Origin of the sequence: Nocardia sp. NPDC058633, from assembly GCF_042717045.1 — a bacterium.
Taxonomy (GTDB): Bacteria; Actinomycetota; Actinomycetes; order Mycobacteriales; family Mycobacteriaceae; genus Nocardia.
Map to the genome: position 1 here is coordinate 361,681 of NZ_JBHXRA010000002.1, position 13,063 is coordinate 374,743.

Sequence of the window (13,063 nt, forward strand, 5' to 3'; positions counted from 1 at the left end):
GATCGTCAACAGCTCCGGTGACGGGCGCGGCCCCGGTTGAACCATACAATCCGCAGCGCCGTACCGCGAGCCGGGCGAGATCGAAAAACCGATCCGAGCGGCCTGCGCCCCTCCGATGTCACATCCCGTGTCATAGTGAAACACGTTGCAGCAACGTTAGTTTCGCTAGCAATGGATCGCCGCTACAGAGCCGCGAAGTGAAAAGGCTCGACGCGCAGACCCGTCGGCCGCACCGACGATCGGATTCTCCCGCTCACGCGGCGACCTACCGCCGCACACCGGGAACGGGCCGGGCACCGCTCGGCAGTGACCACTGCGGAGTCAGCGGGCAGCGGTACTACCGAGGCCGCCCAGGATCAGCAGCTCCGGCGTCGGATGGTCGACGAGCACAGCCGAGGAGCGAGCCGGGGCGCGCATGGTCGTGCAACGACGAGCCAGCAGGGTGCCGCAGGCACGGACGGTGGTGGTGATCAAGTCTTCGGCCAAGGGCAGGTCGTCTTCGCGATAGGCGTACACCGAGAAGCGCACCGTGAGTTGGCCGTTCAGCGGGTCGGCCTGCCGGACCGCTTCGGCGGGGCAGCTCGACAAAAGCATGATCGCGGCAGCCAGGTCGGCGCAGGGATCGCCACCGACCAGCGAGCCCGAGGCGAAGGCGGCGAAAAGCGTGCGCAGACAGGGTTGCTCGGGCCGCTGCTGGGAGTCCTGGATCTGCGACCAACGGCGCAACGCGGGGTGATCGGCGATATCGGCCCTGCCCTGCCAGCGTCGGCGCGCGCAGTCGAGCAGTCGGGCGGTGGTCGAGTCCCACAGGTGGGGCGCCTCGATCCGGGCGACGATCCGCAGGCGGCGGCATCGGTCGGCGGCGGGGGTGACCGATGGCTCGACGGGCGGCTCGATGGTCGGCGCCGCCGCGTGTCGGTGCGTCTGCATGGTGACCTCCTACCGCGTGACAGAAGAACCGAGCGGGCGCCGCGCGGCAGCCGAGCCGCGCCGCCAAGCCAGGCGGAACGCCCACGCCGAGGCCAGTACCGACATCGCCACCACGGTCGCGATGACCCCGAAGACCACCCCGCCGGACCAGCCGACACCCTGATAGCGCGCGATCAACGCCGACGCGAATATCGGTCCCGCCGTGATGAACACGGGGATCAGCAAGATCAACCCGAGGGTCACCAGACTCGACGGTGCCATCGCCGTTTTCGCTGCGGAGAATTCACGTCGGGAGATCATGGTATGCGGCCCCGACGGCTGCGTGACTGTAGCCATTTCCGCCCTCTCCGTTACCTGAATGGAACTCAGCGAAACTCTTGATCCCAAACGTACAGCCCCAATCCGGCATACCGCGCACTTCGTCACGAAACAGTGATAACCCGGCACTGAACCTCACCCGACTATCAGACATATTCCCAGCTCAGACACCACATTCTGGTTAGCTGTTGATTTGCTACGGTTCGATTTCATTCAGATCGGATAACAATCTTGCGCGGAGATCACGCACGCATCGCACCGTTATCGTCGAGCGGGTCGCGGTCCGTCGATAATGAATTCGATAGCGACCGACAGTTCGCCGATATCACCGCACCCGAACAGCAGCCGGTAATTCAAAGGCGCGGTGACGAGTTCGACCATCTCCCTGATCGAAATGTCGTACCGCCATTGTTCCGGCGAGATCGCGCTGTACCGACAGGCGCGAGCCGTCAGCCGGGTTCGGCGCCGAAGCTGCCCTCCAAGCGATTTCGCGAACCGGGGTGTACGAGCCGTGCCACGCTGACCAACCCGCCCGACGACCAGGTGCGGCGCCGGATCAGCAGACACGGCTCATCGGCGTCGATGCCGAGCAGCGCGCACTCCTCGCGGGCCGCCCGTATCGCCTCGACGACATGCTCGCCGCGCAGCAGCGGCGCGACCGCGCTGAGATAGACATTCGGCGTCACCGTGGTGAAGTCCTGAGCGAGGTAGTCGGGGGCCTGCGCCGGGTTGACGTAACGGTCTTCGAGCTGAATCGCGACGCCGTCCTCGAAGTGCACCAACCGCGAGTGGAACACCTCAGCGCCCATCGCGTTCGCGAGTTCCGCGTCGCCGGGCACCTCGGATCGCACGAACACCACCTCGGTGCGATGGCGGTGTCCGCGGCCGGTGATCTCGTCGGCGATGTTGCGGACCTCGAACAGCGGGGAGGTGGCCTTGCTCGCCGCGACGAAGGTGCCCACCCCCATCACCCGGGTGAGCGCGCCGTCGGCGGTCAGATCACGCAGGGCCCGATTGATCGTCATCCGGGACAGGCCGAGCGCGGCGACGAACCGGTTCTCCGACGGGATCTGCTCCCCCGCAATCCAGCGTCGCGCCGTGATCTGCGCCATGATCAGCTGCTTGACCCGCTCGTACGCCGCGAATTCACTGCCGAGCTCGCCGTAGAGCGCGGCCAGCTCCGCATCGTTCGTCTCGATCGACACCACCGAAATATCTCCTCCGTCGTCGGAGAGAATACGTTGCGCCCGAACGTCGGTCCCACCTGTATATACAGGACTATACTGGCTTCATGAACGACGTGACACCGCCTGTCTCCGGCCCCCGTCCCGTGTCCGCTCCCCGTGGCACCGAGCTGCGCACCCTCGGTTGGCAGCAGGAGGGTGCGTTGCGGATGCTGATGAACAACCTCGATCCCGAGGTCGCCGAACGCCCCGACGACCTGGTCGTCTACGGCGGGACCGGGCGCGCGGTCCGCAGTTGGGCGGCGTTCGACGCGATCGTGCGAACATTGGAGACCCTTGCCTCCGACGAGACCTTGCTGGTGCAGTCGGGCAAGCCGGTGGGGGTGTTCCGCACCAACGAGTGGGCGCCTCGGGTGCTGCTGGCGAATTCCAATCTCGTCGGCGACTGGGCCACGTGGGACGAGTTCCGCAAGCTCGAGCAGTTGGGGCTGATGATGTACGGGCAGATGACGGCCGGGTCGTGGATCTACATCGGCAGTCAGGGCATTCTGCAGGGCACCTATGAAACCTTCGGTGCGGTGGCGCGCAAGCGTTTCGGTGGTTCCCTCGCCGGGACGATCACGCTCACGGCCGGTGTCGGCGGGATGGGCGGCGCCCAGCCACTCGCGGTGACGATGAACGAGGGTGTCGCGCTGTGTGTGGACTGCGATCCCGCACGGATCGACCGACGGATCGCGCACGGCTATCTCGACACGAAGGCCGACAGTGTGCGGGAGGCGCTGGCTCTCGCGACGGCCGCCCGCGACGAGCGCAGACCGCTCTCGATCGGCGTGGTCGGCAACGCCGCCGAGGTGTTGCCCGAACTGCTGGCGATGGGCGCCCCGATCGATATCGTCACCGATCAGACCTCGGCGCATGATCCGTTGTCCTACTTGCCCATCGGGGTCGCCCTGGAAGACTGGCACACCCTCGCCGCGAAGGATCCGGTCCGGTTCACGACCCAGGCGCAGGCGTCGATGGCCGCGCATGTCGAGGCGATGGTCGGTTTCATGGATGCCGGTGCCGAGGTGTTCGACTACGGCAACTCGATTCGTGACGAGGCCCGAAAGGGTGGCTACGACCGGGCTTTCGCGTTTCCCGGCTTCGTTCCCGCCTACATCCGCCCGCTCTTCGAAGAGGGTCTCGGTCCGTTCCGCTGGGCCGCGCTCTCGGGCGATCCGGCCGACATCGCCGCCACCGACCGCGCGATCCTGGAACTGTTCCCCGACAACGAGCATCTGCGACGGTGGATCACCCTGGCGGGCGAGAAGGTGAAGTTCGAGGGGTTGCCCGCACGGATCTGCTGGCTCGGCTACGGCGAACGTCACCGCGCGGGCATGAAGTTCAACGAGATGGTCGCCTCGGGCGAGCTGTCGGCGCCCCTGGCCATCGGCCGCGACCACCTCGACTCGGGCTCGGTGGCCTCCCCGTACCGCGAGACCGAGGCGATGGCCGACGGTTCCGACGCGATCGCGGACTGGCCACTGCTCAACGCGCTGCTCAATACCGCGTCCGGGGCGAGTTGGGTGTCGATCCATCACGGCGGCGGGGTCGGGATGGGCCGCTCGATCCACGCGGGCCAGGTGTGTATCGCCGACGGCACCGCCTTGGCGGCCGAGAAATTGGAGAGGGTGCTCACCAACGATCCGGGGACCGGTGTGATGCGCCATGTCGACGCGGGGTACGAGCGCGCCGCCGAGGTGGCTCGTGAGCGTGGGGTGCGAATTCCGATGCTGGAACATTGAGCATCCGGAACCGGCGGGAATCTGTGGGCGGAAGTCGGCGGCCGCCATCGATCGCGGCGTGGCCGGGTTGCTCCACTGTCAATGTATAGCGCACATGGGGGCTTGCGGCAAGACCCGGGAGGTACTGCACAATCGTCGGCGTCGATTCGGAAATAGTTCAGTAGGGGGCTCATGTCAGCGCACGGGTACGAAGCGGAACGCCGGTCCGAGCGCAGCTATGTCGCCGGGCTCTACGCGCGGCTCGACGCCGAGCGGGCGCGGGTCAAGGGCCGCTACAGCGCGGCACTGCGTTCCAAGGGTGGCTCCGCCATGGAGCGCGACAACGAGGTGCGCGCGCTGGGCAAGGAAGTGCAGCGGCTGGACGTGGCCGACAACGGCCTGTGTTTCGGCCGACTCGACTCGACGTCGGGGACGCGGTCCTACATCGGCCGGATCGGGCTGTTCGACGAGGCCAACGATTTCGAGGACCTGCTCCTGGATTGGCGGGCGCCCGCGGCGCGCGCCTTCTATGTCGCCACCGCCGCCAACCCGGAGGGCATGCGCAGACGTCGTCAGTTCCACACCCGGGGACGTCGGGTGGTGGACTTCACCGACGAGGTGCTGGGCCGCCCGGACGGAAGCGAGGGCGGTGCCGACGCCGCCCTGCTCGCGGCCGTCGACGCGCCGCGCGGGGACGGGATGCGCGACATCGTCGCGACGATCCAGGCCGAACAGGACGAGATCATCCGCCTCGACCATCCCGGCGTGACCGTGATCGAGGGCGGGCCCGGCACCGGGAAGACCGTGGTGGCGCTGCACCGCGTCGCGTACCTGCTCTACACCCAGCGCAGGCGAATGGAGCGCCAAGGCGTGCTCGTGGTCGGCCCCAACCCGGCCTTCCTGAACCACATCTCCCATGTGCTGCCCTCGCTCGGCGAGACCAATGTCGTGTTCGCCACCACCGCCGATCTGGTGCCCGGCCTGCACGCGAGCGCCGAGGACGCCCCGGAGGCGGCCCGGCTCAAGGGTTCGCTGCACATCCTCGCGGTCCTGGCGGCGGCGATCGCCGACCGCCAGCGTCTGCCCGAGGCGCCGCTGACGATCGCGCTCACCGATGTGACGGTGCGAATCGACGCCGCGACCGCGGAATGGGCCAGGCAGGAGGCGCGCGGGAGCGGGCTGCCCCACAACGAGGCGCGCGCGGTGTTCACCGAGATCGTCACCTACGTGCTCACCGAACGCGCGATCGCCCGGATCGGCGAGGGCTGGCTCACGCGCGAGGACACCGAAGCCTGGGAGCAGTTGCGGTCCGACCTCGTCGCCGAACTCGCGGGCAACGACGAGTTCACCGCGGCGCTGGATCAGTGCTGGCCGATCCTGAGTCCGGAAACAGTGCTCTCGCAGCTGTATTCGTCGCACGACCGGTTGCGGGCCGCGGGTGCGGGCGGGGCGCTGTGGCGAGCCGACGGTGGCGCGTGGACAGTGTCGGATGTCGCGCTGCTCGACGAACTGGTCGACCTGCTCGGCCGCGACAAGGTCGCCGACGACTCCGCCGAGCGCGAGCGCAAGGCCGAGGCCGAGTACGCGGCGGGGGTGCTCGACACCCTGATCAGCCGCGAAGACCTGATGGACGACGAGGACCACCTGCTCGCGCAGGACATGCTCTACGGCGAGGATCTGGCCGAGCGCTTCCTCGAACGCGACACCCGCGAGCTCGCCGAACGTGCCGCGGCGGATCGTGATTGGACCTACGGGCACGTGGTGGTCGACGAGGCCCAGGAGCTGTCGGAGATGGATTGGCGGGTGCTGATGCGACGGTGCCCGAGCCGATCCTTCACGATCGTGGGCGATCTCGCGCAGCGCCGGTCGGCGGCGGGCGCGACCTCGTGGGCCACGATGATGGAACCCTATGTCCCCGGCCGCTGGATCTACCGCGCCCTGACGGTGAACTATCGCACCCCCGCGGAGATCATGGCCGTGGCCGCCGACGTGCTCACCGCGTTCGCGCCCGAGGTGCGGCCGCCGGACTCGGTGCGCTCCTGTGGCGTGGCGCCGTGGTCGCGTCGGGTCGGCGCCGACGAATTGTCTTCTGTGATCGAGGAATTCGTCCGCGACGAGGCGGGTCGCGAGGGGACGAGCATCGTGATCGGCCCGCCGGGTGTGCCCGGCACGGTGCCGGCGTCGGAGACCAAAGGCCTCGAGTTCGACGCGGTGCTGGTGGTGGATCCGCAGCGAATTCTGGGCGACGGGCCCCGTGGCGCCGCCGAACTCTACGTCGCCCTCACCCGCGCCACCCAGCGCCTCGGCGTGCTGCACCAGGGCCCGTTGCCCGAGTCGCTGCGCGGACTCACCGAGATCGAACCGGCCCAGCGACGGTAGGCGATGACACGCGCGGCGGCGCGACGCTCAGCCGAGTGGACCGGTCACCGATTCGGCGGCGGCCAGTAGCGCACCGGAGCGGGCCAGGCCGACCGCTGCCTCGATCTCGGGGGCGAGGTGGCGGTCGGGTCCTGGCCCGGGCACCTGGCCGCGCAGGGCCGCCAGGACCGCTGCGGTCGCGGGGGCCGGGGCCAGTGGTGCGCGCAGGTCGAGGGCGCGGGCGGCCGTGAGGGCTTCGATGGCCAACACTCGGGTGAGGCCGTCGAGGGCGCGACGGAGCTTGCGGGCGGCGGACCAGCCCATCGAGACGTGGTCTTCCTGCATCGCCGAGGACGGGATCGAGTCGACCGAGGCGGGTGCGGCCAGGCGTTTGAGGTCGGAGACGATGGCGGCCTGGGTGTACTGGGCGATCATGTGGCCGCTGTCGACGCCGGGATCGTGCGCCAGGAACGGCGGCAGGCCGTGATTGCGGGCCTTGTCGAGGAAGCGGTCGGTGCGCCGTTCGCTGATCGAGGCGACGTCGGCGATCACGATGGCCAGGAAGTCCAGCACATAGGCGACGGGGGCGCCGTGGAAGTTGCCGTTGGATTCGACCCGGCCGTCGAGGGTGACGACCGGATTGTCCACGGCACTGGCCAGTTCGAAGCCGGCGACGCGTTCGGCGTGGTCGAGGGTGTCGCGGGCGGCCCCCGCGACCTGGGGTGCGCAGCGCAACGAATAGGCGTCCTGGACGACGGTGCAGTCGGGGGTGGCGTGGCTGGCGACGATCGGCGAATCCGCCAACACGCGAACCATGTTGGCAGCCGCGATCGCCTGGCCCGGCTGCGGGCGCAGCGCCTGCAGGTCGGCGGCGAAGACCTTGTCGGTGCCGAGCAGACCCTCCACGCTCATCGACGCGGTCACATCGGCCAGGCGCAGCAGCGCGCGCAGGTCGTGGCAGGCGAGCACCAGCATGCCGAGCATGCCGTCGGTGCCGTTGATCAGCGCGAGGCCTTCCTTCTCCTGGAGCTCGACCGGGGCGATACCGGCGGCGGCCATGGCTTCGACGGCGGGCCGCAGCTCACCGTGCGCATCCCGCACCTCGCCCTCTCCGATCACAGCCAACGCGACGTGCGACAGCGGCGCGAGATCACCGGAACAACCGAGGCTGCCGTACTCGTAGACCACCGGGGTGATGCCCGCCGACAGCAGCGCGGCATAGGTCTGAACGACCACCGGGCGCACACCCGTGCGACCGGTGGCCAGGGTCGACAGGCGCAGCAACATCAGCGCGCGCACCACCTCCCGTTCCACCTCAGCGCCCGAGCCCGCCGCATGCGAACGAATCAGGCTTCGCTGCAACTGCTTACGCGACTGCCGCGGAATGTGGCGAACAGCGAGCGCGCCGAATCCGGTCGACACGCCGTACACCGGCTTCGGGTCCGCGGCCAGCGCCTCGATCCGCGCGCGACTCGCCTCGACGGCGGCGATCGCCTCGTCCGACACCACCACCGCGATACCGTCCCTGGCGACCCGCACCACGTCCCGCGCCGAGACCGGTCCGGTGCCGACGACGACCGGTTCGGGCCGATCCGAGTCGATGCTCACGATGGTTCTCCATTCACTACGGTCGATCGATCTCTGCGCGAACCCGCACAGCCTCTTGACTGTCTTGTCTATACAGGTCTATACCTACCGTACAAGACCTGGCACCCACCCGCCGGGCCCGCGCTCCCCGGCGTCACCGCAGCAGATGCTCGACACCCGCAGCCAGGAGGACCCCCGTGCCGACCACCGTGCTGAGCAATATCGGCACCCTTGTCACCAACGACCCCGCGTGGGGCGAGGGCCCACTGGGGATCCGGCACGATGCCGCCCTCGTCATCGCCGACGGGCGGGTGGCGTGGGTCGGCGACAGTGCCGCCGCGCCTGCCGCCGACACCGGGTACGACCTCGCCGGGCGCGCGGTGCTGCCGGGATTCGTCGAGTCACACTCCCATCTGGTGTTCGCGGGCGATCGCGCCGAGGAGTTCGCGGCCAGGATGGCGGGACGCCCCTACGCGGCCGGCGGCATCCGCACCACCATCGAGGCGACCAGGGCGGCCGGCGACGACCAACTCGCGACGACCGTGCGTCGACTGCTGGACGAGTCGTTGCGCACCGGCAGCACCACCGTCGAATGCAAGAGCGGCTACGGACAGACCGTCGCCGACGAACTGCGCAGCGTCCAGATCGCGGCACGCTTCACCGACGAGGTGACGCTGCTCGCCGCGCACGTGCCGCCGCCCGAATACGCCGGGCGCCCCGACGACTACGTGCGGATGGTGTGCGAGCAGATGATCCCGCGGTGCGCGCCCCATGCCCGGTGGATCGATGTGTTCTGTGAGCGAGGCGCTTTCGACCGCGATCAGGCACACGCGGTCCTCACCACGGGCATCGCGCACGGGTTGGTGCCGCGGGTCCACGGCAATCAGCTGCGTCAGGGCCCCGGGGTGCGCCTGGCCGTCGAACTGGGGGCCGCGTCGGTGGACCATGTGTCGCATGTGAACGGCGCCGACATCGAGGCACTCGCGGGCAGCGACACCGTGGCCACGCTGCTGCCGGGAGCCGACTTCTGTACGCGCAACAGCTATCCCGATGCCAGAGCGCTGCTGGACGCGGGGGTCACCGTCGCGCTCGGCGCGGACTGCAATCCGGGCACCAGCTACACGACGAGCTTGCCGTTCTGTATCGCGCTGGCCGTCCGGGAGATGCGCATGACACCCGACGAGGCGGTCTGGTCGGCGACCATGGGCGGTGCGAAGGCGTTGCGGCGCAGCGATATCGGAGCCCTCTCCCCCGGCTTCCGAGCCGATGCCATCGCACTGGAGGCCCCTTCACACCTGCATCTGGCCTACCGCCCCGGCGTCGCCCTGGTCGGCCGGGTGTGGCGTGCCGGTGTGCCCGTCGTGACGAGTCGAGGGGTGGCCCGATGACCGCGAACTCCGCCTGGACCGGACGGATCGACGGCACGACGCCCGAGCATCTGCGCTGGCATCAGGCCGTCACACCGTACGAGCCGGGCAGCGGTCCGGGAGCGTGTGTTTTCGTCGGCTTCGCCTGCGAGGAGGGGGTTCGCCGGAACAAGGGGCGCCTCGGCGCCGCGGCGGGGCCGGACGCGCTGCGCAGTGCGCTGGCCCCGATGGCGCTCGCCACCGAACTGCGAGCCTTCGACGCGGGCACGATCGCCGTGACCGACCACCGACTCGAGGACGGTCAGCGCCGACTCGGCGAGACGGTGTCGGCGCTGCTGGACGACGGCGCTTTCCCGGTCGTCCTCGGCGGCGGGCACGAACTCGCCTACGGCACCTATCTCGGGCTGGCCGGTTCGGCCCGCCGCGCCGCGGGCACCGTCATCGGAATCCTCAACCTCGACGCGCACTTCGACCTGCGCCCCGATCCCGTGCCCAGCTCCGGCACCCCGTTCCGGCAGATTCTCGAGCGCGACGCCGACGTGCGATACGCGGTGATCGGGATCAGCCAGCCGAGCAACACCAGGCTCCTGTTCGACACCGCGGACCGCTTCGGTGCGCGCTATCTGCTCGACGACGACTGCGAGCCGACCCGGGTCGCCGCCTTCGTCGACGACTTTCTCGCCGGAATCGACCTGCTGTATCTGAGCATCGATCTCGATGTGCTGCCCGCGGCCGTCGCGCCCGGGGTGAGTGCTCCTGCGGCATACGGTGTCGCGCTGTCTACGATCCAGGCCGTGTGCGACCGGGTCACCGCCGGTGGCACACTCGCGATTGTCGATGTCGCCGAACTCAATCCGCGCCTCGACATCGACAATCGGACCGCCCGCGCCGCCGCCCGCCTCCTCCATCGGATCGTCACCGGGCACATCGCGTGAGAACCGGTGCGCGACACCGAACTCAGAAGCAGCGGAGCCAGACATAGATCCAGGCGGTGTGAAGACCGTCGACCGGCATCGCGCCGATATCCTGCAGAAACTGGGCCTGCGCGACCGGCTCGACCTGACCAGGTACGCCATTCGTGCCGGACCGATCGAGCCGTGAGAACGCCGAAGGCCCCCGCACGACGAACGCGGGGGCCTCGGCAAGGGTCGTTATTCCGCGAGCGGGTCGACCTTCACGCGCTGCTTGCGACCGACCGCCAGACGCATGACCGGTTCGACGACGCGAGCGGCGATCGGGCCGATGATCGCCATCAGGAGCACGTAGGTGGTGGCGAGGGCGGCGAATTCGCTGGGGACCGCGCCCGCGGCCACCGCGAGTCCCGCGATGACGATCGAGAATTCGCCGCGCGCGACCAGCGCGGTGCCCGCGCGCGCCCGCCCGAGTTGCGAGGCGCCCGCGCGTTTTGCCGCCCACCAGCCGGTAGCGATCTTGGTGAGCGTGGTGACCACCGCCAGCAGCACCGCCCACCCCAGTACCGGCGGGATACTCGCCGGATCGGTACTCAAACCGAAGAGCACGAAGAACATCGCCGCGAACAGATCGCGCAGCGGTTCGAGGATCTTGGTGGCGTCGTGCGCGGTCGAATCCGAGATCGCGATACCGAGCAGGAACGCGCCGACCGCCGCCGACACCTGCACCGCCGAGGCGAGACCCGCCACCAGCAGCGCCGAACCGAGCAGCTTGAGCAGGAAGATCTCGCGATCCTCACTGGCCACGATCGCCGAGACGTATCTGCCGTAGCGCAGCGCGACGACGAGCACGAGGGTCACCGCCACCAGCGCGATACCCACGGTGGTCATCCCCGCCACGAACCCGACACCGGCCAGTACCGCGGTGAGCACCGGCAGATACACCGCCATCGCCAGATCTTCGAACACCAGGATCGACAGGATCGTCGGTGTCTCCCGGTTACCCAGTCGACCCAGGTCGTTGAGCACCTTGGCCACGATGCCGGAGGAGGAGATGTAGGTCACACCGGCCATCGCGATCGCCCCCGTGGGCCCGAGGCCGAGCATGAGCGCCACGATCACACCGGGTGTCGCGTTGAGCACCAGGTCGAGCAGACCCGCCGGCCACGATTTGCGCATGCCGGTGACCAGTTCACCGGCGGTGTACTCCAACCCGAGCAGCAACAGCAGCAGCACGACGCCGATCTCGCTGGCGATGTGGATGAAGTCGTCCACCTCGTGCAACTCGATCAGGCCGCCCGTGCCGAAGACCAACCCGCCGAGCAGGTAGAGCGGGATGGGTGAGAGGCCGATCCGGGCCGCGATCCGCCCGAGCACACCCAACCCGAAGAACACAGCCCCCAGCTGGATCAATGCCAGCGCGGTTCCACCGATCTGCACCGGCTCAGCCGTCGGTCAGGATCGAAGCGGCAGCGTCCAACCCGGCGTTCGTGCCGACCACGACAACCATGTCACCGTCGGCGAACACGAACTCCGGTCCCGGCGATGCCAGGACCCGGCCCGCGCGCAGGACCGCCACGATCGACGCGCGGGTCTTGGTCCGCAGCTCGGTATCGCCCAGACGTCGTGACGTGTAGGGCGAGTTCGGCGGGATCAGGATCGATCGCGTGCTCACTCCGTCGAGTTCGCGATGTTCCTCACGCAGTTGCGCGACCAACTGCGGTGCGCCGAGCAGACTCGCCAGCGTGCGGGCTTCGACAGCGGACAGCGGTATCTGCACGGTCGAATCGGGATCACCGACCTTGGTGAAGATCAGGTCGGTCCCCCCGTCGCGGTGATCGACGATGCCGATCCGGCGGTCTACCTTAGACAGTGAAAACTCTTTGCGGACACCGATTCCCGGCAGGGATGTCACTTCTACATTCATGGGATCACCTAACCTCAGCTAGGGATACCTTACCTGCCCTTTACTATCCACACGGATTCGTCAGCCCGCGCCGAGCAACCGCCCCGCGGCGTCGAGGCCCTCGTCGGTACCGACCACGACCACCAGATCACCGGGGACGAAGGTAAAATCGGTGCCCGGCGACGGGGTCACCTCCCCCGCACGCACCACCGCGACCACCGAGGCCTTGGTCCGCGTGCGCATCTCGGTCTCGCGCAGCGGACGGCCGTCGAAAGGGCTGCCGCGGTCGATCGCGAACTGCCTGGTCGACAGCTCGCCCGCATCGTGGGTCTCGCGCGTCTTCTGCACCACCTGCGGTGCGCCGAGTAATCCGGCCAGCACGCCGATCTCGGTGTCGGACAGCGGAATCGAGGTGGTCGAGTCGAAGTCACCCGCTCGTGAGACGACCAGATCGACGGAGCCGTCGCGATGCTCGATCACGCCGATCCGGCGGCGCGCCTCCGCCAGCGGAAAGTCCTTGCACACGCCGATTCCCGGTAAAGGCGTCACATCGATGTTCACGCCCTCACAGTACGACCAGATACCGATAACACCACCCCCTACCCTGGGCACCCGCGCGCACCAGCCGGAACTCGGCCTCCCACGATCCCGTCGCGCCATCTCGGCGCGCCGTCGTCGAGCGCCTGTGTCGGCGGATCCGCGTTCGCGGGAGCACCGATATCGCCCGAACCTGTCGAGG

General features: G+C 68.7%; 11 protein-coding genes and 1 pseudogene. 5 read left to right on the forward strand and 7 right to left on the reverse strand.

What is annotated here, in order from left to right:
* Nucleotides 1-321 precede the first annotated feature (321 nt).
* From ACFWUR_RS03795 to hutC, 3 genes are all read right to left on the reverse strand, one after another.
* On the reverse strand, nucleotides 322-930 hold the full coding sequence (locus ACFWUR_RS03795; RefSeq protein WP_378901370.1) for a hypothetical protein: 609 nt from the start codon (nucleotides 928-930) through the stop codon (nucleotides 322-324).
* A gap of 9 nt (nucleotides 931-939) precedes the next feature.
* Nucleotides 940-1,266 (reverse strand): hypothetical protein, encoded by a 327-nt coding sequence (locus ACFWUR_RS03800; RefSeq protein WP_378901372.1) that lies wholly within the window; start codon nucleotides 1,264-1,266, stop codon nucleotides 940-942.
* A gap of 431 nt (nucleotides 1,267-1,697) precedes the next feature.
* Entirely contained in the window at nucleotides 1,698-2,462 is a 765-nt protein-coding gene (hutC, locus tag ACFWUR_RS03805; protein ID WP_378901581.1) for a histidine utilization repressor, read from the reverse strand.
* Nucleotides 2,463-2,539: 77 nt separating this feature from the next.
* On the opposite strand from hutC, the gene hutU reads away from it, so the two are divergent.
* The gene (hutU, locus tag ACFWUR_RS03810) at nucleotides 2,540-4,216 is read left to right on the forward strand and encodes a urocanate hydratase (RefSeq protein WP_378901374.1); all 1,677 of its coding nucleotides are present in this window, start codon (nucleotides 2,540-2,542) and stop codon (nucleotides 4,214-4,216) included.
* 171 nt (nucleotides 4,217-4,387) lie between these two features.
* Nucleotides 4,388-6,574 carry an RNA polymerase recycling motor ATPase HelR gene (gene helR / locus ACFWUR_RS03815; RefSeq protein WP_378901376.1) on the forward strand — a complete coding sequence of 729 codons (2,187 nt, stop codon included), beginning with the start codon at nucleotides 4,388-4,390 and terminating at the stop codon, nucleotides 6,572-6,574.
* A gap of 27 nt (nucleotides 6,575-6,601) precedes the next feature.
* On the opposite strand, the gene hutH is transcribed toward helR, so the two are convergent.
* Nucleotides 6,602-8,161: a histidine ammonia-lyase gene (gene hutH, locus ACFWUR_RS03820; protein WP_378901378.1), complete on the reverse strand. Its 1,560-nt coding sequence runs from the start codon at nucleotides 8,159-8,161 to the stop codon at nucleotides 6,602-6,604.
* Between the two features lie 176 nt (nucleotides 8,162-8,337).
* Here hutH and hutI point away from each other — a divergent pair, with 176 nt between their 5' ends.
* The 3 genes and pseudogenes from hutI to ACFWUR_RS03835 all read left to right on the forward strand — a co-directional run.
* Nucleotides 8,338-9,528, forward strand: a complete 1,191-nt coding sequence (hutI, locus tag ACFWUR_RS03825; RefSeq protein ID WP_378901380.1) for an imidazolonepropionase — start codon at nucleotides 8,338-8,340, stop codon at nucleotides 9,526-9,528.
* On the forward strand, nucleotides 9,525-10,442 hold the full coding sequence (gene hutG, locus ACFWUR_RS03830; protein ID WP_378901382.1) for a formimidoylglutamase: 918 nt from the start codon (nucleotides 9,525-9,527) through the stop codon (nucleotides 10,440-10,442). Before hutI ends, hutG begins: the two co-directional genes overlap by 4 nt.
* A 61-nt stretch (nucleotides 10,443-10,503) precedes the next feature.
* A pseudogene (locus tag ACFWUR_RS03835) lies at nucleotides 10,504-10,608 on the forward strand (DNA-binding response regulator); the annotation flags it as partial.
* Between the two features lie 50 nt (nucleotides 10,609-10,658).
* On the opposite strand, the gene ACFWUR_RS03840 reads toward ACFWUR_RS03835, so the two are convergent.
* The 3 genes from ACFWUR_RS03840 to ACFWUR_RS03850 are packed head-to-tail and all read right to left on the reverse strand — an operon-like array spanning nucleotide 10,659 to nucleotide 12,885.
* Nucleotides 10,659-11,852 (reverse strand): cation:proton antiporter, encoded by a 1,194-nt coding sequence (locus tag ACFWUR_RS03840; protein WP_378901584.1) that lies wholly within the window; start codon nucleotides 11,850-11,852, stop codon nucleotides 10,659-10,661.
* A 10-nt stretch (nucleotides 11,853-11,862) separates the two neighbouring features.
* The gene (locus tag ACFWUR_RS03845) at nucleotides 11,863-12,345 is read right to left on the reverse strand and encodes a cation:proton antiporter regulatory subunit (protein ID WP_378901384.1); all 483 of its coding nucleotides are present in this window, start codon (nucleotides 12,343-12,345) and stop codon (nucleotides 11,863-11,865) included.
* Nucleotides 12,346-12,405: 60 nt separating this feature from the next.
* Complete coding sequence (locus ACFWUR_RS03850; protein ID WP_378901386.1) at nucleotides 12,406-12,885, reverse strand: cation:proton antiporter regulatory subunit; 480 nt, start codon at nucleotides 12,883-12,885, stop codon at nucleotides 12,406-12,408.
* Nucleotides 12,886-13,063 lie beyond the last annotated feature (178 nt).